This is a genomic window from Thermomonospora catenispora (genome assembly GCF_006363815.1).
In the GTDB taxonomy this organism is placed as follows: Bacteria; Actinomycetota; Actinomycetes; order Streptosporangiales; family Streptosporangiaceae; genus Thermomonospora; species Thermomonospora catenispora.
Window position 1 is genome coordinate 1 of sequence record NZ_RRYT01000050.1, and the last position, 20,713, is coordinate 20,713.

Genomic DNA, 20,713 nt, shown 5'->3' on the forward strand with positions numbered 1-20,713 from the left:
GGGCGGCGGGCGCCCGGCCAGCCGCCCGATGGAGCCGGTCGCCGGCGGCCGGCCGGGGCGGCGGTGCGGCCGGGACGGCGGTGCGGACGCGGGCCCGCTGGGTCCAGGCGACACAGGCCACGACGGCGGCCGCGGCTCCCCAGGTGGCGGGGGCGAGACGCTCGCCGAGCAGCAGCGCGGACCAGATCAGGGTGAGGATCGGCTGGGCGAGCTGGAACTGGCCGGCCTTGGCGATGCCGAGCCGGGCCATGCCCGCGTACCAGGCGAAGAAGCCCAGGTACATCGAGACCACCGACACATAGCCGAAGCCGATCACCGCCTCGGCCGTCCACACCGGCCGGGTGACGGCCAGCAGCACGAGCGTCGCCGGGACGGTGATCGGCGCGATGAGCACCAGCGCCCAGGAGATGACCTGCCAGCCGGGCATGTGGCGGGCCAGCCGTCCGCCCTCGGCGTAGCCGTATCCGCAGACCCCCAACGCCCCGAGCAGCAGCAGGTCGGCCGCGGTGATCGCGCCGCCGCCCTCGGCCACGGTGAACGCGGTGATCACCAGCGCGCCCAGGATCCCGCCGAGCCAGAACGCCGGGGAGGGGCGTTCGCCCGCGCGCACCGCGGCGAAGACGGCGGTGACGGCGGGCAGCAGCCCGATCACCACCCCGCCGTGGGCGACGGAGGCGCCCGCATGGAGGGCGAGGGTGGACAGCACCGGGAACCCCAGGGCGACGCCGAGACCGACCGCCAGCAGGCCGGGGACGTGCCGCCGGGACGGCGGACGCGCCGCCGCCGCCGCGGCCAGTGCGGCGGCGGAGAGCAGGGCGGCCGCGGCGGCCCGTCCGACGCCGATGAGGTACGGGTCCAGTCCGTCCAGGGCGAGCGCGGTGCCGGGCAGCGAGAAGGAGAAGGCCAGCACGCCGAGGGCGGCCAGGACGCCGCCCAGCGCTATCGATCGGAGGGCAGTAGCGCTACTGTCATCTCTCATGCAAAAGGATAGCAGTATCGCCGCCGTGGCCGATCTGCTGCGGGCCGAGGCGGTCCGGCGGCGGCCCGGGGACCGGCTGCCGTCCAGCCGGGCGCTGGTGGCCCGGTTGGGCGTGAGCCCGGTGACCGTGTCGCGGGCGCTGGCGCGGCTGGCCGCCGAGGGCCTGGTGGTCACCCGGCCGGGCAGCGGCACGTTCGTGGCCGAACGCGCCCGCGCCGCGCGGCCGCGAAGGCCGGTCGATCACGGTTGGCAGGCGGTGGCGCTGGGCGACCGCGCGGTGGATCCGGGCGGGGTCGCCGCGCTGCTCACCCCTCCCTCGGAAGGGGTGATCGCGATGGGCGGCGGTTATCTGCCCGCGTCCCTGCAGCCGCTGCGGGCGCTGGCGGCCGCGGCGGCCCGCGCGGCGCGTCGCCCGGACGCCTGGGACCGTCCCCCGCCGGCCGGGATCGACGGGCTGCGGGCGTGGTTCGCCCGGACCGTCGGCGGCGAGGTCGCCCCGGCCGACGTGCTGGTCACCGGCGGCGGGCAGCAGGCGATCGGCATCGCGCTGCGCGCCGTGCTGCCGCCCGGCGCCCCGCTGCTGGTGGAGTCGCCGACCTACCAGGGGGTGTTGTCGGTGGCGCGGGCGGCGGGCCTGCACACGGTCCCGGTGCCGGTGGACGGCTCGGGGGTGCGGCCCGACCTGCTGGCGGACGCGTTCGCGATGACGGGCGCGCGGGCGTTCTACTGTCAGCCGACGTTCCACAACCCGACCGGGACGGTCCTCACCCCCGAGCGGCGCGAACAGGTGCTCTCGGTGGCGCGGGCCGCCGGGGCGTTCGTGATCGAGGACGACTTCGCACGGCACCTGGCGATCGACCCCGCTCCCCCGCCGCTGGTCGGCGACGACCCCGACGGACGGGTGGTGCACATCTCCTCGCTGACCAAGGTCGTCGCGCCCAGTCTGCGGATCGGGGCGCTGATCGCGCGCGGCCCGGTCGCCGAACGGCTGCGCGCCCTGCAGGTGGTGGACTCCTTCTTCCCGTCCCGGCACCTGCAGGAGACGGCGCTGGAGCTGGTCAGCTCGCCGGCGTGGGAGCGGCACCGGCGGGCGGTCCGCGTCGCGCTGCGCGAGCGCCGGGACGCGGTGGCCGCCGCGCTCGCCCGGGAGCTGCCCGATCTGGCGTTCGAGCTCCCCCGGGGCGGGCAGCATCTGTGGGTCCGGCTCCCGGAGGGGGTGGACGACGTCGCGCTGGCCGACGCGGCGCTGCGCGAGGGCGTGGCGGTCAACGCCGGGCGGCCCTACTTCCCCGCCGAACCGGACGGGGCCCACCTGCGGATCGGCTACTCCAGGGTGGCCTCCGTCGCCGAGCTCGCCGAGGGCGTCCGCAGGCTCGCCCGGGCGCTGGAGGGCTATAGCCTGGACGCACGTCGGTGATCACGAAGGGGGCGGCTCATGGCTGACGTCGGCGTGCGACCCGCCCGGCGGGCGGATGCCGCGGCGATCACCGACATCCAGGTCCGCGCCTGGCGGGAGGGTTACCGCGATCTGCTGCCGGCCGAGGCGCTGGCCCGGGTGACGGCGCCGGACGCGGTGGCGGTGTGGCGGGAGCGCTGGCTGGAGGCGGCCGTCGCCCCGCCGAGCGCACGGCATCGTCTGCTGGTGGCGGTGTCGTCGCAGCTGGTGGTGGGCTTCGCCGCGATCGCGCCCGCCGAGGACCCCGATCTGGATCCGGCGTCCACCGCCGAAGTGGTGACGTTGCTGGTCGATCCGCCGCACACCGGGGCCGGACACGGCAGCCGGCTGCTGGCCGCCTGCGCCGACCTGCTCCGGGAGGACGGGTTCGCCACGGTGGTGTGCTGGGTGTTCGCCGGCGATCGGGTGATGCGCCGCTTTCTGGAGTCGGCGGGCTGGGCCCCGGACGGGGCTCGGCGCGAGCTGGACATGGGCCGGCCGGTGCCCATGATCCGCATGCACACTGACATATCCCGGCAAATCTCCTGAATCGACCTGCTCGAACACCTCCGAGCGTCGTCGAACGGGGCCGCTCGTTCCCTCGACGGCTCCCTCAGAGAATGACCCCCCGCCCCCGCCGGTCCCGGCAAGGGGGCCGGAATCCCGACATCCGGAGGGACTCCACGGCCCCGGAGATCATCCGCCGGGCCGACCGGCCGCACGTCAAGGTCGCCTTTCCCGAGGACCGCTCACAAGGACCGCCGCGCCCCTGAGAGCGGCCGGGGGCCGCCGCGACCGGTGCGGCATCGCGCTGACGGTCTCCCGCAGGCGCCGCGGCCACGAGGAGCACAAGGGCCGGGTGCACGCCCGCGTGACCTTTTCCGCGCCGCCTCCCGCGGCACCGCTCGATCACCGTCTGGAGCGGCGCCGTCCGCATCCACCGGTNCACCGTCTGGAGCGGCGCCGTCCGCATCCACCGGTGCCACCGGCGCCGCCGCCGACCGGCACCGCCCGCCGGGGCGCCGCGGTCCCTCCCCGTCGGCCGGCGGGGAGGGACCCCTCGCCCGCGACCGGGCCCGGTGCCCGGACCGTCACGCGCCGGGCGCGCGGCCGCCCGCCGCGCTTCCCGGCGGAACCGGACCATCCCTTCGGCGGGCGAGGAGGGCGCCCGAGGCGGCGGCCTGCGGGAGGGGTCCGGACAGGGCCCGCCGCCCCTGCGGTTATGTTTGAGGCGCACGTCAGCCCTCGCCCGAGCCAGGATGATCGATTGAGCGTCGCCGCGACCGTCACCGCCCCCTCCCCCGCCGCGGACGGCACCGCCTCCAGACGCCGGCGCCGCCTGGCGCTGGTGGTGATGAGCCTGGGCGTCTCCCTGATCGTGGTGGACGCCACCATCGTCGGCGTCCTGCTCCCGCAGATCGTCGAGGGGCTGGGGGCCACCACAGACCAGGCCGAGTGGACCACCTCGATCTACTCGCTGGTCTTCGCCGCGCTGCTGATCCCCTGCGGCAGGGCGGGCGACCTGGCGGGGCGGCGCCGGACGTTCGTGCTGGGCACCGCGATCTTCACGGCGGCGAGCCTGCTGGCCGCGGCGGCCGGCGACGCCGCCCTGCTGATCGCCGCCCGCGCCCTGCAGGGACTGGGCGCCTCACTGATCATGCCGGCCACGCTGGCCACCGTGAACGCGATCTTCACCGGCCGGGAGCGGGCCGTGGCGTTCGGGATCTGGGGATCGCTGATCGGCGGCATGGCCGCGCTCGGCCCGCTGCTCGGCGGGGCGCTGGCGGCCTCGCTGGGCTGGCGCTGGGCGTTCGCGATCAACCTGCCGTTGGGCCTGGCGTTGATCGCCGGGGCGCTGACGCTGGTGCCGGAGACCCGGCAGCCCGCCGAACGCGGCGTCGACGCCCCCGGCGCGGCGCTGGCGACGTTGGGCCTGGGCGCGCTGGTCTGCGGGCTCATCGAGGGTCCCTACTACGGCTGGTGGACGGCGCTGCGGCCCTCATCCCTCGACCTCCCCGGCTGGCCGCGGGGCCTGTCGCCGGTTCCGCTGCTGCTCGCGCTGGCCGCGGCGCTGCTGGTCGCCCTGGCCGTGGTGGAGCGGACGCGCAGCGCGGCCGGACGCCCGGTGATGCTGGACCCGGCGCTGCTGCGGATCGCGGGCTTCCGGCGCGGGAACGCCGTCGCCGCGCTGATCAGCGTGGGCGAACTGGGGCTGCTGTTCGTGCTGCCGCTGTTCCTGGCGGGCGTGCACGGCGACGACCCGCTGCAGATCAGCCTGGCGGTGCTGCCGTTGGCCCTCGGAGCGTTCCTGGCCGGCCCCTTCGCCGGACGGCTGACCGAACGGATCGGCCCGCATCGGGTCGTCCGGCTGGGCCTGGCGATGGAGGTCGGCGCGGTGCTGGGCCTGGGATGGACGCTCGATGCGGCCGCCGGCGGCCGGGACCTGGCCCCGTGGATGCTGCTCTACGGTGTGGGGCTGGGGCTGGCCTCCGCACAGCTCACCAGCGTGTGCCTGGCCGAGGTCCCGCCCGGGCGGGCCGGACAGGCCTCCGGCATCCAGTCGACCTCGCGTCAGGTGGGCGCGGCGCTGGGCATCGCGATCGTCGGGGCGGTGTTCGCCGCCGGCCTGGGCCGGGAGACGGCCCACCGGCTGGCCGGCACGTCGCTGTCGCCCGAGCGGCAGGCCGCCGTCGTGCAGGAGCTGCGCGACAGCGCCGGCACCCACGCCCGCGAGCTGGAGCGGACGCCCGGCATGCGGGCCGCGGCGCAGGCGGCGGAGCACGGCCTGGCCGCCGCCGCCCGGCAGGCCGTGCTGGCCACCGCGGCCGTCCTGGCGCTCGGCCTGGCGGCGGGGATGCGGCTGCGCCCCGGTCCGTCCGTTCCGGAAGAATCAGCACCCATGACGACGCAGAAGATCGAGGTTTGACCCGGTGGCGACAGCGTCCCAGTGGATCGCCGGATCCCGTCCCCGAACCCTTCCCGCCTCGCTCGTCCCGGTCATCGTCGGCACCGGGGTGGCCGTCGGCGAGGGCCAGGCCGTCTGGTGGCGCGCCGCCCTCGCCGCGGTGGTGGCCCTGGCGCTGCAGATCGGGGTGAACTACTCCAACGACTACAGCGACGGCGTCCGCGGCACCGACGATGAGCGGGTCGGCCCGATGCGGCTGGTCGGCTCCGGAGCCGCCAGGCCCGGGCAGGTGCTGGCCGCCGCGCTGGGCTGCTTCGCCGTCGCCGCGGTCGCCGGGCTGGCGCTGGCGGCCGTGACCACCTGGTGGCTGCTGCTGGTGGGGGCGGCCGCGATCGCGGCGGCCTGGTTCTACACCGGCGGCCCGATCCCGTACGGCTACCGGGCGCTGGGCGAGGTCTCGGTGTTCGTGTTCTTCGGCCTGGTGGCCGTGGTCGGCACCGTCTACGTCCAGCTCGAGGGCGTGCCGTGGGAGGCGTGGGCGGCGGCCGTCCCGGTCGGGCTGCTGGCCTGCGCGCTGCTGGTCGCCAACAACCTGCGGGACCTCCCGACCGACACCGAATCCGGCAAGCGGACCCTGGCGGTGGTGCTCGGCGGGCCGCTCACCCGGATCCTGTACTCGGCCTGCGCCTCGCTGCCGTTCCCGATCGCGCTGGCGCTGTCGGCGCCGCATCCGTGGGTGCTGCTCACCATGGCGGCCGCGCCACTGTCCCTGCCGCCCGTCCAGAAGGTGATGCAGGGCGCCAAGGGGGCCGAGCTGATCCCGGTCCTCGGCGAGACCGGCCGCCTGCAGATCGTCTACGGGACCCTGCTGGCCGTCGGACTCGCCCTGTGAGCCCTGGGCGGGCCCGGCGGCCGCCCGAAACGGCGGGGCGGTCACCCGTCCGGACCGCGCCCGGCGGCGTCAGGCGGACCTCGCGACGGACCTCACGGCGGCCCGGCCGCCGGCGCCTCATCGTCGGCGGCCCCGGCGGGCGGCACCGCCGCACCGCCCGTACGACGCCCCCCGTACGACGCCCATGGCCGCCCGGGACGGCCGCCGCTTCCCGTTCCGCCGGCGGGCGACCCGCCGAGGCGGCGCCGGATCCGGCGCTGCGGAGCGCCGCCCCGGCCCGCACGGTCAGCCCAGCCGCCAGTCGATCTCGGGGAGGCCGGCGTCGGCGAGGGCCTTGTTGACGGCGCTGAACGGGCGGCTGCCGAAGAACTTCTTGGCGCTGAGCGGGCTCGGGTGCGCCGACTCGATCACCACGTGGGCGGGGTTGGTCACCAGACGGGCCTTCTTGCGGGCGTAGGCCCCCCACAGCACGAACACCACCCGCTCGTCCTTGTCGTTGAGCGCGGCGATGGCGGCGTCGGTGAACTCCTCCCATCCCTTGCCGGCGTGGGAGCCCGCCTGGCCCGCCCGGACGGTCAGCACCGCGTTCAACAACAGCACGCCCTGGGCGGCCCACCGCGTCAGATCGCCGCTCTCGGCTGGCGGAACGCCCAGGTCGGCCTCCAGCTCCTTGAAGATGTTGCGGAGCGAGGGAGGCAGCCGGACGCCCTCACGGACGCTGAAGCTCAGTCCATGGGCCTGCCCGGGCCCGTGGTAGGGGTCCTGCCCCAGGATCAGCACCCGGGCGCGCTCATAGGAGCACAGCCGGAACGCGTTGAACAGGTCCTCCCGTGCCGGATAGACCGTCTCCCGCTCGTACTCCCCGGCCACGAACGCGCCGAGCGCCGCCGTGGCCAGCGGGTCCAGCCGCGGCTCCATCCGCTCGCGCCAGTCGCCGGGCAGCAGTTCCAACAGGTCCAGGGACATGGTCTTCGGCCTCCGGAAAGTCGTCCGACACCCCAGGACCCTAGTGGGCCGCGCCGACAAACGCGGAAGGAACGCGCGAGCGTCCCTAAGATCACCCCATATGGCCCTTCGCCCCCTGTTGCGGCGCCTCGTCGCGTCCGCCGCCCTCCTTCCCGCGCTCCTGTCGACCGCGGCGTGCGGAGAGCCGTCCGGGCCCGTGCGGCTGACGGTGTTCGCCTCCTCCTCGCTGACCGAGGCGTTCGCCGAGCTGGCCTCCGGCTACGAGCGCGAGAGGGGGGTGCGGATACGGCCGGTGCTCAGCGCCTCGTTGGACCTGGTGGAGCGCCTGGAGGACCGGCCGGAGGCCGATGTGCTGATCACCGGGGACCGCGCGGCCATGGAGGACGTGGCCGAGCTGCTCGGCGACGCCCGGGTGATCGCGCGGACCTCGCTGACGATCGCCGTGGCCCCCGGCAACCCCCAGGGCATCCGCGGCATCGCCGACCTGGCCCGGCCCGGGCTGCGGGTGGTGCTCGGCGCGCCGCTGACCCCGGTGGGCCGGTACGCCCGGAGCGTCCTCGCCAAGGAGGGGGTGACGGTGCGGACCGCGTCGGAGGAGATCGGCTCACGGGCGGTGCTCACCAAGATCCGGACCGGTGAGGCGGACGCGGGCCTGGTCTACATCACCGACCTGCGCACGGCGGGCGTCGCCGCCGGGAGCGTCCCGATCCCCGCCGATCAGAACGTCACCGTCGAGTATCCGGCCGCCCCCGTCCGCGCGAGCGGTCATCCGGAGGCCGCCGAGGCGTTCGTGGAGTGGCTGACGACCGCCCCGGCCCGGGAGATCCTGCACCGGCACGGTTTCGCCCTCCCCTGAGCTCCCCGAGCCGCTCGCCGGCGCATCCGGACCCGGGCCCCGCCCGCGGCCCTCAGAGCCCGTCAGAGCCCGTCGAGGGCCGTCGGGGCCCGCCGGAGGGGGTCACTCCTCCAGGGACGAGGGCAGGCCGCCCTGCTCGCACATCGCGATGCAGTCGTCGTGGGACCGCAGGGCGCGCAGGACCGTCGGGTGCGGAGAGGGGTAGACGGTCAGATAGTCGACCTCGCCCAGCTCCGGCCGCACCCGGTAGGCCAGCCGGTCCTCCGTGGCGGAGAACTCCACCTCGACGCCGGGCCTGTTGCCGCGCGGGTCCAGCCGCACCCAGTGGTCCTCCAGCAGGACGGCGGCCAGCCCGTGCAGCACGAACCCTCCGGCGTCGTCGGACAGCCGCTGGTAGCACAGGCCCGCCTCCACTCCCCCGGCCCGCAGCAGCGCCACCAGCAGGTGCGCCTTGGCGAAGCACAGACCGGTGCGGGTGCGCAGCACGTCGGAGGCGCGCCAGGTGACCCGGCGGTCGCGGGCGTCCAGCGAGTGGGCGATCTCGTCGCGGACGAACTCGAACGCCGTGCGCGCGAACGTCACGTCGTCGCCGGTGCGCATGCCCGCGGCGGTCGCCACGATCTGCTCGTGCTCGACGTCGATGGCCTCGTCCGAGCCCAGGTACTCCCACGGCTCGGCGGCGAGCTTCAGCGGCGTCACAGGCCCAGCAGGGACTCGATGCCGACGGTGAGACGGTCCGGCAGGTCCGCCACCCGGCGCACGGCCAGCAGCACGCCCGGCATGAACGACTTCCGATCAAGCGAGTCGTGCCGGATGGTGAGGACCTCGCCGTGTCCGCCCAGCAGCACCTCCTGGTGGGCGACCAGCCCCGCCAGCCGGACCGCGTGCACGCGCACGCCCTCCACCTCGGCGCCGCGCGCCCCGGGGAGCTCGGAGGCGGTGGCGTCCGGGGAGGGACCCGTCCCGGCCTTGGCGCGGGCCTCGGCGACCAGCTCGGCGGTGCGGTAGGCGGTGCCGCTGGGAGCGTCGGCCTTGTTCGGATGGTGCTGCTCGACGATCTCGACCGACTCGAAGAACGGGGCCGCCCGCCGGGCGAAGTCCATCATCAGCACCGCGCCGATCCCGAAGTTCGGGCCGATCAACACGTTGCCCCGCGGGTGCTCCCCCTGCCACCGGCGCACCTGCTCGAGCCGCTCGGGCCCGAACCCGCTGGTGCCCACGACGGCGTGCAGTCCCCGCTCGATGCACCAGCGCAGGTTGTCCATGACCGCGTCCGGGTGGGTGAAGTCCACGACGACGTCGGCGGCGGTCAGCGCCTCCCGCGCGTCGCCCTGGTCGACGGCGGCGACCAGCTCCAGGTCCTCGGCGCCCTCGACGGCCCGGCACACCTCGGACCCCATCCGGCCGCGCGCGCCCAGCACCCCAACCTTGATCACGTCTCGCTCCTCCGCTTCGTCGGTGCGACGCATGAGCCTATCGCCAACGAACGGGGAGCACGGGAGCCGCCCGCGCTCAGTCCGAATCCTCCAAGAGCCAGGTCAGCAGCCAGCTCACCACCCCGACGATGATCGCCCCCCAGAACGCCGGCCAGAACCACTCCACGTGGAACGGCAGCTTCAGCTCCCCGGCGATCCAGCTCGCCAGCATCAGCAGCGCCGCGTTCACCACCAGCGCGAACAGCCCCAGCGTCAGCACGTAGAACGCACAGCCGAGCACCTTGACCACCGGCTTGATCAGCACGTTGATCAAACCGACGATCACGGCGACGACCAGCAGCGTGGCGGCCTTCTCCACTCCGCCGCCGGCCGTCACGTCCACCCCGTCGACCAGGGCCGTCGCCACCCACAGCGCCACTGCGGTGCTCAGCACCCGAATCAGCACGTACATGGGCGTCTCCTACCCGATTCTTTGCCTCTGCCAACCGATCTTCCCGTGGAAGCCCCGGGGCGGGGTCCTGCGACCCCCGTCCGTTCCCCCGGCCGGCCTGCGGCGCGGCCTTCTCGTCGCGGGCCGGTCGCGGTCGAACAGGCCCGCTCGCGGTCAGAGGGGCCCGGTCGCCTCAGAGGGTGAACTCCCGGTCCCCGAACGGCCCGATCACGGTGAGGGTGCCGACCCGGCCGAGCACGTCGCGGGCCACCTCGCGCACGTCGTCGAGGGTGACCGCCTCGATCTTCGCCAGCACCTCGTCGATCGACAGCAGCGAGTCATAGACCAGCTCGCTCTTGCCGATCCGGCTCATCCGCGAGCCGGTGTCCTCCAGCCCCAGCACCATCGATCCGCGCAGCTGACCCTTGCCGCGCTCCAGCTCCTCCTCGTCCAGACCGTGCTCGGCGAGCCTGGCGACCTCGTCGCGGCAGATCGACAGCACCTCGTCGACCTTGCCGGGCTGGCACCCGGCGTACACCCCGAACGTGCCGGTGTCGGCGTACTGGGCGGTGTAGCTGTAGACCGAGTAGGCCAGCCCGCGCTTCTCCCGGACCTCCTGGAACAGCCGGGACGACATGCCCCCGCCGAGAACGGCGTTCACGACGCCGAGCGCCCACCGGCGGTCGTCGGTGCGGGACACCCCCACCCCGCCGAGCACCAAATTGGCCTGCTCGGTGTCCTTGTCGATCACGCGGACGCCGGGCCGGCCCGGCACGCCCTCGCCGCCGATCCGCGGCGGGGCCGGCGGCTCGTCGCCGTCCAGCCGCCCGGCGAACGCCTCGCCGACCCGGCGCACCACCTCGTCGTGGTCGATGTTGCCGGCCACCGACACCACCAGGTTGGGGACGCGGTAGTGCTCGCGGTAGTAGCGGTCGATCACGTCCCGGGACAGCGCGTTGATCGTCTCGACGGTGCCCAGGATCGGCCGGCCCAGCGGCGCGTCCCCGTACAGCGCCAGCGAGAACTCGTCGTGCACCAGGTCGCCGGGGTCGTCGTCGCGCATGGCGATCTCCTCCAGGATCACCCCGCGCTCGGCCTCCACGTCCTCGGGCCGGTTGAGCGAATCGAGCACCATGTCGCAGACCACGTCCACCGCCAGCGGCAGATCGCTGTCGAGCACCCGCGCGTAGAAGCAGGTGTACTCCTTGGCGGTGAAGGCGTTCAGGTCCCCGCCGACCGCGTCCAGCGCCGCGGAGATCTCCAGCGCCGACCGCCGGCGGGTCCCCTTGAACAGGGTGTGCTCCAGATAGTGGGAGGCTCCGGCGTCGGCCGCGTCCTCGTCCCGGGAGCCCACGCCCACCCAGATCCCGAACGCCGCCGATCGGACCGTCGGCATGGTCTCGGTGATGATCCGCAGTCCTCCCGGCAGCACGGTGCGCCGGACGACGCCCGCGCCGTCCTCGCCGGGGTGGACCGTGTGGGTGGTTCCGGGCTCCTGCGCCCTCGCCGACAGCGTCACGCCGTGCTCCCCTTCGTCGTCTCGATGAGCGGGATCATGCGACGGCCGACCGGCGCGCCCTGGGGCGCGCCGGTCGGCCGTCGGACGCGTCATGCGGATCAGGTGTTGCGCTGTCCGCCGGAACGGCCGCGCGTGCGGCGGCGGCGCGGCCTGGGCCGCTCGGCGGGCTCCTCGTCCTCCCCGCCGCCGCCCGACGACTCGGCCTGCTCGGCCTGCTGGGCCTGCTCGCGCTCGATCACCTCGACCGGCACCAGCGACAGCTTGCCGCGCGCGTCGATCTCGGTGATCTCCACCTGGATCTTGTCGCCGACCTTGATGTAGTCCTCGAGGTTCTCGATCCGGGCGCCGCCGTGCAGCTTGCGGATCTGCGAGATGTGCAGCAGTCCATCCTTGCCGGGCAGCAGCGACACGAACGCGCCGAACGTGGTGAGCTTCACGACGGTGCCCAGGTACCGCTCGCCGACCTCGGGCATGTGCGGGTTGGCGATCTGGTTGATCGCCTGCCTGGCCGCCTCCGCCGAGGGGCCGTCCACCGCCCCGACGTAGATGGTGCCGTCGTCCTCGATGGTGATGTCGGCGCCGGTGTCGTCCTGGATCGAGTTGATCATCTTGCCCTTGGGGCCGATCACCTCGCCGATCTTGTCGACCGGGACCTTGATGGTGATGATCCGCGGCGCGTACGGGCTCAGCTCGGCCGGCTCGGAGATCGCCTCGGCCATCACGTCCAGGATCGCCAGCCGGGCCGCCTTGGCCTGCTTGAGCGCGGCGGCCAGCACCTCGGCGGGGATGCCGTCCAGCTTGGTGTCCAGCTGCAGCGCGGTGATCAGGTCACGGGTGCCGGCGACCTTGAAGTCCATGTCGCCGAAGGCGTCCTCGGCGCCGAGGATGTCGGTCAGCGTGACGTACTTGCCGTCCTCGTAGATCAGGCCCATGGCGATGCCGGCCACCATCGCCTTCAGCGGCACGCCCGCGTCCAGCAGCGACATGGTGGACGCGCACACCGAGCCCATCGAGGTGGAGCCGTTGGAGCCGATCGCCTCCGACACCTGCCGGATCGCGTACGGGAACTCCTCGCGCGAGGGCAGCACCGGGATCAGCGCCCGCTCCGCCAGCGCACCGTGCCCGATCTCCCGCCGCTTGGGCGAGCCGACCCGGCCGGTCTCCCCCGTGGAGTACGGCGGGAAGTTGTAGTTGTGCATGTAGCGCTTGGTGCGCTCGGGGTTGAGGGTGTCGATCATCTGCTCCATCCGGAGCATGTTCAGGGTGGTCACCCCCAGGATCTGGGTCTCGCCCCGCTCGAACAGCGCCGACCCGTGCACCCGCGGCACCACGTGCGCCTCGGCGGTCAGCTGCCGGATGTCCTTGACGCCCCGGCCGTCGATGCGCACCCCGTCGCGGATGATCCGCTCGCGGATCAGCTTCTTGGTGACCGCCCGGAACGCCGCCGAGAGCTCCTTCTCGCGGTCCTCGAACTCCGGCAGCAGCTTCTCGACGGTGATCGCGCGCAGCTCCTCGAGCCTGGCCTCGCGCTCCTGCTTGCCGACGATGGTGAGCGCCTGCGACAGCTCCTCGGAGACGGCGTCGGAGACCGCCTGCAGCATCTCCTCGGTGTAGTCCAGGAAGATCGGGAACTCCACGGTGGGCTTGGCGGCCACCGCGGCCAGTTCCCGCTGCGCGTCGCACAGCACCCGGATGAACGGCTTGGCCGCCTCCAGGCCCTCGGCCACCCGCTCCTCGGTCGGCGCCGGCGCGCCCTCGGCCACCAGCCGCAGGGTCTCCCGGGTGGACTCGGCCTCCACCATCATGATCGCGACGTCGCCGTTCTCCAGCGTCCGGCCGGCCACCACCATGTCGAAGGTGGCCCGCTCCAGCTCGCTGTGGGTCGGGAAGGCCACCCACTGCCCGTCGATCAGGCCGACCCGCACCCCGCCGATCGGGCCGGAGAACGGCACCCCCGACAGCAGGGTGGACATCGAGGCGGCGTTGATGGCGACCACGTCGTAGAGGTGGTCGGGGTGCAGCGCCAGCACCGTCGCGACGATCTGGATCTCGTTGCGCAGGCCCTTGGCGAAGGACGGGCGCAGCGGCCGGTCGATGAGCCGGCAGGTCAAGATGGCGTCCTCGCTGGGGCGTCCCTCGCGGCGGAAGAACGAGCCGGGAATCCGCCCGGCCGCGTACATCCGCTCCTCCACGTCCACCGTCAGCGGGAAGAAGTCCAGGCCCTCCTTGGGCTTCTTGGAGGCCGTGGTGGCCGAGAGCACCATGGTCTCGTCGTCGAGGTACACCACGGCCGAGCCGGTGGCCTGGCGGGCCAGCCGGCCGGTCTCGAAGCGAACGGTACGGGTGCCGAATGAGCCGTTGTCGATGACGGCCTCAGCGGTCTGTGCCCCATCCATGCGCACGGGTTCCACAGGGGTACTCCTTCGTTAGCAGTGTTCGCCCGCGAACGAGCCCCGTGGTTTCGCTGCTGCCGGTCTTCGATCGAAGCCCACGGATCGGACGTCATCCGGAGGCCACTACCGAGGACCGGCCGCGCCACATGCTGGCTGCGTTCTGATCGCGGGTCGTCCGTCGTTTCAGTTGTCCTATGGCGATATGTACCCGATGTACACGCCATATGTGAGAGGGAGTGGCCCCGTTCGGGCCACTCCCCCACCGTCCTAGCGGCGCAGACCGAGGCGCTCGATCAGCTGCCGGTAACGGTTGATGTCCCTGTCGGCGAGGTACTTCAGCAGCCGACGCCGACGCCCGACCAGCAGCAGCAGGCCGCGCCGGCTGTGGTGGTCGTGCTTGTGCACCTTCAGGTGCTCGGTCAGGTCGTTGATCCGCTGGGTCAGCAGCGCGACCTGGACCTCCGGGGATCCGGTGTCACCCTCATGGGTCGCGTACTCGGCGATGATTTTCTGCTTGGTGGCGGCGTCGAGCGACACGAGGCTCCTTCACGGTAGTCGTCACCCGCAGATCCCGGATCAGGACACGGGTCCGCATGGCACGTTTCGAACACGCCCGCCGCTTGAGGGCACGACGGGCAGGCCGGATGGACCGGCGGTCCTCCACGGTATCACGCTACAACGTCCGCGCCGTCACCGCGGTGACGCTGCGTGCCGGTGTCAGCCCTCCCGGGTCAGCTCGCGGGCGCGGGCGACGTCCCGATGCATCTCCTCGACCAGGGCGTCGACCGAGTCGAACTTCAGCGTGTCGCGGATGCGCTCGGTGAAGTCCACCGCCACGTGCTCGCCGTACAGGTCCAGATCGTCCCGGTCCAGCGCGTACGCCTCGACGGTGCGCCGCCCCTCGCCCTCGAAGGTGGGGTTGGTGCCGATGGAGATGGCGGCGGGCCAGCGGCAGGCCGGATACCGGTCGGAGTCGCACAGCAGGTACCCGGCGTACACCCCGTCGGCGGGGACGGCCATCCGCGGCGGGGTCTCCAGGTTGGCGGTGGGGAAGCCGAGCGCGCGGCCCCGCTGATGACCGCGCACCACCACGCCCTCCACCCGGTGCGGACGGCCCAGCGCCTCGGCGGCGGCCGCCACGTCGCCGGCCGCCAGCCGGCCGCGGATGTAGGTGGAGGAGATCGTGTCGCCGTCGGCCACCAGCGGCATGCCCTGGGCGGTGAAGTCGTACTTGTCGCCCAGCTCCTGCAGCAGGGCCACGTCGCCCTTGGCCCTGTGCCCGAACCGGAAGTCCTCCCCGACGATCACGTGCGCCGCGTGCAGCCGCTCCACCAGCACCGACTGCACGAACTCATCGGGGCTCATCCGGGACAGCCCGACCGTGAACGGCAGCAGGATCACCACGTCGGTGCCCAGCTCGCCGAGCAGCTCGGCGCGCCGGGAGGTGGAGGTCAGCAACGGCGGGTGGGTGCCCGGCCGCACCACCTCGTCGGGATGGGGGTCGAAAGTGATCACCACCGACCGCAGCCCGCGCTCGCGGGCCAGCCGGGCGGCCTCCCCGACGATCCGCTGGTGCCCGCGATGCACACCGTCGAAGACACCGATGGTGACCACCGACCTGCCCCAGTCGGCGGGAACCTCGTCGAGGCCGTGCCAGCGAAGCACCATGCTCTCCCTGAGTAGGACCCGTGAGCCGTCCTGACAAGACTGCCACGTCCCGGCGGCGCGCTCCGCACCGCGGGGGCGTGTTCGCACTCACTCGCCGCTCCGCGGCGGTCCGCGCCCGGCGCGTCCGCACGGCCCGGGGCCCGTGTCCCCGGGCACGGCCGCGCGGGGAGAGGGCTCACTCCCCGGCGAAGACCGCCAGCGGACGGGCGACGCCGCCGCGCTCCTCCACCAGGGCCAGCAGCGTGCCGTCGGGGGCGAACACGCCGACCGGGCCGGGCCCCAGCCCGGCCGCCGGCAGCCGCCCGCCGTGGACGACCCGCCGGGCCTGCTCGGCGGTCACCTCCCGGCGGGGGAAGGCGGCGGCGACGGCGTCGCCGATCGGCAGGATCTCCAGGCGCTCGGCGAGCTGGTCCAGGGTGCGGGCCCGCTCCAGCCCGTAGGGGCCCACCCTGGTGCGGCGCAGCGCGGTCAGATGACCGCCGGTGCCGAGCGCGGCGCCCAGGTCGCGGGCCAGCGCCCGGATGTAGGTGCCCGACGAGCAGGTGACGACGGCGTCGACGTCGACCAGCTCGCCCTCGCGGCGGACGTCCTCGACGGTGAACTCCCGGACGGTGACGGGGCGGGCCGCCAGTTCCACGTCCTCGCCCTTGCGGGCCATCCTGTAGGCCCGCCGCCCGTTCACCTTGATCGCGCTGACCTGCGGCGGGACCTGCATGATCTCGCCGGTCAGCGTCTCGATCGCGGCGCGCAGGTCGGCGTCGGTCACCCCCGCCGCCGAGGCGGTGGCGGTGATCTCGCCCTCGGCGTCGTCGGTGTCGGTGGACTGTCCCAGCCGGATCGTGGCGCGGTAGGTCTTCTCGGTCAGCGCCAGATGCCCCAGCAGCCGGGTGGCCTTGCCGACCCCGACGACCAGCACCCCGGTGGCCATCGGGTCCAGCGTGCCGGCGTGCCCGACCTTGCGGGTGCCGGCCAGCCGGCGCATCCGGGCGACCACGTCATGCGAGGTCCACTCGGCCGGTTTGTCCACGATGACCAGACCTGAGGTCACTTGGCGTCCCTTCTGGCGGCGAGCAGGGCGCGCAACCGCTCGATCGCGGTGGTCGGCGCGCAGTCACAGGTGTAGGCGGCGGCCAGGCGGTGTCCGCCGCCGCCGAGCTCCACGCAGGCCCGGCCCACGTCCACCCGCCCCTTGGAGCGGGTGGAGACGTACCAGCGGCCGTCGTCGGTCTCCTTGCAGACCACCGCGACCTCCGCCTCATCGGTGCGGCGCAGCTGGTCGATCACGCCTTCGAGCTGATCGAAGCGGACGTCCTCGGCGGCCCGGTCGGCCCGGCTGATGGTGGTCCACACCATGCCCAGCCCGCCGACCGCGTCCGGCTCGAACCTGGCGCGGTCCAGCGCCCCGCCCAGGACTCGCAGGTAGCCGAACGACGCCCGGTCCCACAGCTCGCGACCCACCGCGTCCGGCCGGACCCCGGCCGCCAGCAGCCGGCCGGCCAGGTCGTGCACCTCCGGGGTGGTGGAGCCGTACTTGAACGAGCCGGTGTCGCTGGCCAGCCCGGCGTACAGGCCGAGCGCGATGTCCCGGGTCAGCGGGACGCCGAGCCGGCCGATCAGCTCCTCGGCCAGCACCGCGGTGGCGGCGGCGGAGGGGTCGACCAGCGGAACCGTGCCGAAGCCGGAGTAGGTGGCGTGGTGGTCCACCACGATCAGCTGCGCCGCGCGTTCGGCCGTCCCGGCCAGCGAGCCCAGCCGGTCCAGCGACGCGGCGTCGAACGCGATCATCAGCTCCGGGGCCTTCGGCACCCGGCCGGGCTCGACCAGCAGCTCCTGGCCGGGGAGGAAGCGCAGCGTGTAGGGAACGGTGAAGGGATCGCCGAAGGAGGCCCCGCAGCGCTTGCCGAGCGACCGCAACGCCTGACCGAAGGCGAGCATCGAACCGAGCGCGTCCCCGTCCGGCAGCACATGGCAGACCAGCCAGACCTCCTCGGCCTCCTCGATCAGCCGCACCGCGCGTCTCCACAGCGCCTCCTGGGGGGCCGTGGCACGGGTCCGCTCGTTCACGGCGGGCATCACCATGTCTCTCACGCTCCCTGCGGCCGGTCCGGGGCCCGGCCGCGTGCACCGCCTGGTGCGGCCGACGGCGCGCTCGGCGCCGTCGGGTCGTTCACGCTGTCGAGTGTCCCTCGTCCCCCTCGACGCCGGCGGGACTTTCGACCTCCTCCTCACCGAAGCGATAGGGATTGGCCTCCCCGGCGGGCGTGGCCTTCTCGGCGGCCCGGGCCACCTGCTCGTCGTGCGCCCGGGCCCGCGCCAGCAGCTCGTCGATCTGCCGGGCGTTGTCTATCACCTCGTCGAACTCGAACGTCAGCGTGGGAGTGTGCCGAAGCCCGGTGCGCCGTCCGACCTCCGAGCGGAGGATTCCCTTGGCGCTCTCCAGCGCCGCCGCGGTGTCGGCGCGCTCGGCCGCGGAGCCGTAGACCGTGTAGTACACGGTGGCGTCCCGCAGATCACCGGTGACCTTGGCGTCGGTCACCGTGACGAACCCGAGCCGGGGGTCCTTGATACGGCGTTCCAGCGTCTCGGCCACGATCTGCTGGATACGGTCGGCGAGCTTGCGCGCCCGAGCCGGGTCAACCATCTTCGTCCGTCCTCGTCTTCGCCGTTGCCGGAGAACGACCGACCGCATCCCGGGCGAAGGCCCGCCGTGCGATCAGTCGTCCTCGCCGTACAGCCTGCGCCGCGCCGAGATCATCTCGATCTCGGGCCGGCCGGCCACCAGCCGTTCACAGGCGTCCAGAACCTCCATGCAGTTGCCGGCGGTGCCGGACACCACCGCGACGCCGATCTCGGCGCGCCGGTGCAGATCGCTCGCCCCGGTCTCGGCGACCGCCACGGCCGGGAACCGCCTGCGGACCTCGGCCACGATCGGCCGCACCACCGACCGCTTCTGCTTCAGCGACCGCACGTCGCCGAGCAGCAGATCGAGCGTCAACGCACCCACGTACACCTGGTTCATCACCTCGGTTGTCAACAGTCCCGCCGGGCGGCGGGGACGCGAGACGCGGGGCCCGTGAACGACGGGCCCGAGACCGGCGCCAGGAGGCACGCGGAGCGAGGCGCCCGCCCCGAAGGTCCGGGAAGGTCGCCTCATGCGCGGCACGGCGAGCGGGGCCACCGGGGTTCGCCGGTCGTCGACCGGCTTCGGCGGCCCCGCTCAGCCCTGCTCACGTCCGCGGCTTCTCCCGCATCTCGAAGCACTCGATGACATCGTCGACCTTGATGTCCTGGTACCCGAGACCGATACCGCACTCGAAGCCCTCGCGGACCTCGCCGACGTCGTCCTTCTCGCGGCGCAGCGACGCGATGGACAGGTCGTTGGCGACCACGGTCCCCTGGCGGATCAGGCGGGCCTTGGCGCCCCGCTTGATGACGCCGCTCTGCACCATGCACCCGGCCACGTTGCCGACCCGCGGCACCTTGAAGAGCGCGCGGATCTCCGCGGTGCCGAGCTGGACCTCCTCGTACTCGGGCTTCAGCATGCCCTTGAGGGCCGCCTCGACCTCCTCGATCGCCTGGTAGATGACCGAGTAGTAGCGGATGTCCACGCCCTCGCGGTCGGCCAGCTCCTGCGCGTTGCGCTCCGGCCGCACGTTGAAGCCGATGATCACCGCGCCGTCGGAGGCCACCGCCAGGTTGACGTCGTCCTGCGTGATCGCGCCGACGCCGCGGCGGATGACCCGCAGGCGGACCTCCTCGCCGACGTCGATCTTCATCAGCGATTCCTCGAGGGCCTCCACCGAGCCGGACACGTCGCCCTTGAGGATGAGCAGCAGCTCCTGGCGCTCGCTCTCGGCGAGCCAGCGGTCCAGGGACACGCTGCGGCGGCTGCGCAGCAGCTCGGCGTTGCGCTTGCGGGCGACACGCTTGTCGGCGATCTGGCGGGCCACCCGGTCGTCCTCGACGACCAGGAAGCTGTCGCCGGCGCTGGGCACCGCGGTCAGGCCCAGCACCTGCACCGGACGCGACGGCTCGGCCTCGGTGACGTTGTTGCCGTTCTCGTCCAGCATCGCCCGGACACGGCCGTGCGCCACACCGCAGACGATCGAGTCGCCGACCCGCAGGGTGCCGCGCTGCACCAGCACGGTCGCCACCGCGCCCCGGCCCCGGTCCAGGTGCGCCTCGATGGCGACGCCCTGGGCCGGCATGTCCGGGTTGGCCTTGAGGTCGAGCTCGGCGTCGGCGGTCAGGATGATCGCCTCGAGCAGCTCGTCGAGGTTGGTGCCCTCCTTGGCGGACACGTCCACGAACAGGGTCTGTCCGCCGTACTCCTCGGCGACCAGGCCGTACTCGGTGAGCTGGGCGCGCACCCGCTGCGGGTCCGCCTCCGGCTTGTCGATCTTGTTGACCGCCACCACGATCGGCACCCCGGCCGCCGTGGCGTGGTCGATCGCCTCGGTGGTCTGCGGCTTGACCCCGTCGTCCGCGGCGACCACCAGCACCACCAGGTCGGTGGTGTCGGCACCGCGGGCCCGCATGGCGGTGAACGCCTCGTGTCCCGGGGTGTCGATGAAGGTGATCTTGCGCTGCTCGCCGTCGACCTCGGTCTGCACCTGATAGGCGCCGATGTGCTGGGTGATCCCGCCGGCCTCGCCGGAGGCCACGTTGGCGTTGCGGATCGCGTCCAGCAGCTTGGTCTTGCCGTGGTCGACGTGACCCATCACGGTCACCACGGGCGGCCGGACGACCAGGTCCTCCTCGCCGCCGAGGTCCTCGCCGAACTCGATGTCGAACGACTCCAGCAGCTCGCGGTCCTCGTCCTCGGGCGAGACCACCTTGACGTCGAAGTCCAGGTGCAGCCCGAGCTCGATGAGGTCCTCCTCGCTCACCGACTGGGTCGCGGTGACCATCTTGCCGAGGTGCAGCATGATCTGCACCAGCGACGCCGGGTTGGCGCCGATCTTCTCGGCGAAGTCGGTCAGCGAGGCCCCCTGCGGCAGCCGGATGGTCTGGCCGTTGCCGCGCGGCGCCTGGATGCCGCCGATGGTCGGCGCCTGCATGTTGTCGAACTCTTGGCGCCGCTGCTTCTTGGACTTGCGACCGCGCCGAGGCGGACCGCCGGGACGTCCGAACGCGCCCGCCGTGCCGCCGCGGCCGCGACCGCCGCCGGAGCGCGGACCGCCGAAGCCGCCGCCCGGCCGACCGCCGCCGCCACCGGGACGCGGACCGCCGAA

The 20,713-nt window shown here is 73.5% G+C and carries 19 protein-coding genes; 5 read left to right on the top strand and 14 right to left on the bottom strand.

The window, feature by feature from the left end; genetic code table 11:
• Window positions 1-979, bottom strand: a 979-nt coding sequence (locus EIO00_RS22750; protein WP_140182263.1) for a DMT family transporter, incomplete at its 3' end; no start/stop codon positions are given.
• A 16-nt stretch (window positions 980-995) separates the two neighbouring features.
• On the opposite strand from EIO00_RS22750, the gene EIO00_RS22755 reads away from it, so the two are divergent.
• From EIO00_RS22755 to EIO00_RS22770, 4 genes are all read left to right on the top strand, one after another.
• Complete coding sequence (locus tag EIO00_RS22755; protein ID WP_241661543.1) at window positions 996-2,396, top strand: aminotransferase-like domain-containing protein; 1,401 nt, start codon at window positions 996-998, stop codon at window positions 2,394-2,396.
• Between the two features lie 18 nt (window positions 2,397-2,414).
• The gene (locus EIO00_RS22760) at window positions 2,415-2,963 is read left to right on the top strand and encodes a GNAT family N-acetyltransferase (RefSeq protein WP_140182267.1); all 549 of its coding nucleotides are present in this window, start codon (window positions 2,415-2,417) and stop codon (window positions 2,961-2,963) included.
• Between the two features lie 673 nt (window positions 2,964-3,636).
• Window positions 3,637-5,340: an MFS transporter gene (locus tag EIO00_RS22765; RefSeq protein ID WP_140182269.1), complete on the top strand. Its 1,704-nt coding sequence runs from the start codon at window positions 3,637-3,639 to the stop codon at window positions 5,338-5,340.
• Window positions 5,341-5,344: 4 nt separating this feature from the next.
• Window positions 5,345-6,211: a 1,4-dihydroxy-2-naphthoate polyprenyltransferase gene (locus EIO00_RS22770; protein WP_140182271.1), complete on the top strand. Its 867-nt coding sequence runs from the start codon at window positions 5,345-5,347 to the stop codon at window positions 6,209-6,211.
• 285 nt (window positions 6,212-6,496) lie between these two features.
• Here EIO00_RS22770 and EIO00_RS22775 read toward each other — a convergent pair whose 3' ends face one another.
• Entirely contained in the window at window positions 6,497-7,177 is a 681-nt protein-coding gene (locus EIO00_RS22775) for a uracil-DNA glycosylase (RefSeq protein ID WP_140182274.1), read from the bottom strand.
• A 100-nt stretch (window positions 7,178-7,277) separates the two neighbouring features.
• Here EIO00_RS22775 and modA point away from each other — a divergent pair, with 100 nt between their 5' ends.
• Window positions 7,278-8,033 carry a molybdate ABC transporter substrate-binding protein gene (gene modA / locus EIO00_RS22780; protein ID WP_140182276.1) on the top strand — a complete coding sequence of 252 codons (756 nt, stop codon included), beginning with the start codon at window positions 7,278-7,280 and terminating at the stop codon, window positions 8,031-8,033.
• A 102-nt stretch (window positions 8,034-8,135) separates the two neighbouring features.
• On the opposite strand, the gene EIO00_RS22785 is transcribed toward modA, so the two are convergent.
• From EIO00_RS22785 to infB, 12 genes are all read right to left on the bottom strand, one after another.
• Window positions 8,136-8,732: a transglutaminase-like domain-containing protein gene (locus EIO00_RS22785; RefSeq protein WP_206664239.1), complete on the bottom strand. Its 597-nt coding sequence runs from the start codon at window positions 8,730-8,732 to the stop codon at window positions 8,136-8,138.
• The gene (gene dapB, locus EIO00_RS22790; protein WP_175596313.1) at window positions 8,729-9,469 is read right to left on the bottom strand and encodes a 4-hydroxy-tetrahydrodipicolinate reductase; all 741 of its coding nucleotides are present in this window, start codon (window positions 9,467-9,469) and stop codon (window positions 8,729-8,731) included. Before dapB ends, EIO00_RS22785 begins: the two co-directional genes overlap by 4 nt.
• A 76-nt stretch (window positions 9,470-9,545) precedes the next feature.
• Window positions 9,546-9,920: a phage holin family protein gene (locus EIO00_RS22795; RefSeq protein ID WP_140182280.1), complete on the bottom strand. Its 375-nt coding sequence runs from the start codon at window positions 9,918-9,920 to the stop codon at window positions 9,546-9,548.
• 172 nt (window positions 9,921-10,092) lie between these two features.
• Complete coding sequence (locus EIO00_RS22800; RefSeq protein WP_241661542.1) at window positions 10,093-11,418, bottom strand: M16 family metallopeptidase; 1,326 nt, start codon at window positions 11,416-11,418, stop codon at window positions 10,093-10,095.
• A 98-nt stretch (window positions 11,419-11,516) separates the two neighbouring features.
• Window positions 11,517-13,814, bottom strand: a complete 2,298-nt coding sequence (locus tag EIO00_RS22805; protein ID WP_140182284.1) for a polyribonucleotide nucleotidyltransferase — start codon at window positions 13,812-13,814, stop codon at window positions 11,517-11,519.
• A 264-nt stretch (window positions 13,815-14,078) separates the two neighbouring features.
• Window positions 14,079-14,348, bottom strand: a complete 270-nt coding sequence (rpsO, locus tag EIO00_RS22810; RefSeq protein WP_140182286.1) for a 30S ribosomal protein S15 — start codon at window positions 14,346-14,348, stop codon at window positions 14,079-14,081.
• 180 nt (window positions 14,349-14,528) lie between these two features.
• Window positions 14,529-15,479: a bifunctional riboflavin kinase/FAD synthetase gene (locus EIO00_RS22815; protein WP_140182288.1), complete on the bottom strand. Its 951-nt coding sequence runs from the start codon at window positions 15,477-15,479 to the stop codon at window positions 14,529-14,531.
• 175 nt (window positions 15,480-15,654) lie between these two features.
• Window positions 15,655-16,527: a tRNA pseudouridine(55) synthase TruB gene (gene truB / locus EIO00_RS22820; RefSeq protein WP_140182290.1), complete on the bottom strand. Its 873-nt coding sequence runs from the start codon at window positions 16,525-16,527 to the stop codon at window positions 15,655-15,657.
• Window positions 16,524-17,558, bottom strand: a complete 1,035-nt coding sequence (locus EIO00_RS22825; protein WP_140182292.1) for a DHH family phosphoesterase — start codon at window positions 17,556-17,558, stop codon at window positions 16,524-16,526. The genes truB and EIO00_RS22825 overlap by 4 nt, the downstream gene beginning before the upstream one ends.
• A gap of 88 nt (window positions 17,559-17,646) precedes the next feature.
• Window positions 17,647-18,120 carry a 30S ribosome-binding factor RbfA gene (gene rbfA / locus EIO00_RS22830; protein WP_140182294.1) on the bottom strand — a complete coding sequence of 158 codons (474 nt, stop codon included), beginning with the start codon at window positions 18,118-18,120 and terminating at the stop codon, window positions 17,647-17,649.
• Window positions 18,121-18,192: 72 nt separating this feature from the next.
• A complete protein-coding gene (locus EIO00_RS22835; RefSeq protein ID WP_175596314.1) occupies window positions 18,193-18,498 on the bottom strand; it encodes a DUF503 domain-containing protein in 306 nt (101 codons plus the stop codon).
• Between the two features lie 208 nt (window positions 18,499-18,706).
• Window positions 18,707-20,713 (bottom strand): translation initiation factor IF-2 (gene infB, locus EIO00_RS22840; RefSeq protein WP_140182296.1); only part of this gene is annotated, 2,007 nt, incomplete at its 5' end.

Excerpts from the sequence above, each read along its gene's own strand:
- EIO00_RS22760 (WP_140182267.1), top strand. The coding sequence starts at position 2,415 with ATGGCTGACGTCGGCGTGCGACCCGCCCGGCGGGCGGATGCCGCGGCG.
- EIO00_RS22765 (WP_140182269.1), top strand. The coding sequence starts at position 3,637 with ATGTTTGAGGCGCACGTCAGCCCTCGCCCGAGCCAGGATGATCGATTG.
- EIO00_RS22775 (WP_140182274.1), bottom strand. The coding sequence starts at position 7,177 with ATGTCCCTGGACCTGTTGGAACTGCTGCCCGGCGACTGGCGCGAGCGG.
- modA (WP_140182276.1), top strand. The coding sequence starts at position 7,278 with ATGGCCCTTCGCCCCCTGTTGCGGCGCCTCGTCGCGTCCGCCGCCCTC.
- EIO00_RS22795 (WP_140182280.1), bottom strand. The coding sequence starts at position 9,920 with ATGTACGTGCTGATTCGGGTGCTGAGCACCGCAGTGGCGCTGTGGGTG.
- EIO00_RS22805 (WP_140182284.1), bottom strand. The coding sequence starts at position 13,814 with ATGGATGGGGCACAGACCGCTGAGGCCGTCATCGACAACGGCTCATTC.
- EIO00_RS22815 (WP_140182288.1), bottom strand. The coding sequence starts at position 15,479 with ATGGTGCTTCGCTGGCACGGCCTCGACGAGGTTCCCGCCGACTGGGGC.
- EIO00_RS22825 (WP_140182292.1), bottom strand. The coding sequence starts at position 17,558 with ATGGTGATGCCCGCCGTGAACGAGCGGACCCGTGCCACGGCCCCCCAG.
- rbfA (WP_140182294.1), bottom strand. The coding sequence starts at position 18,120 with ATGGTTGACCCGGCTCGGGCGCGCAAGCTCGCCGACCGTATCCAGCAG.
- EIO00_RS22835 (WP_175596314.1), bottom strand. The coding sequence starts at position 18,498 with ATGAACCAGGTGTACGTGGGTGCGTTGACGCTCGATCTGCTGCTCGGC.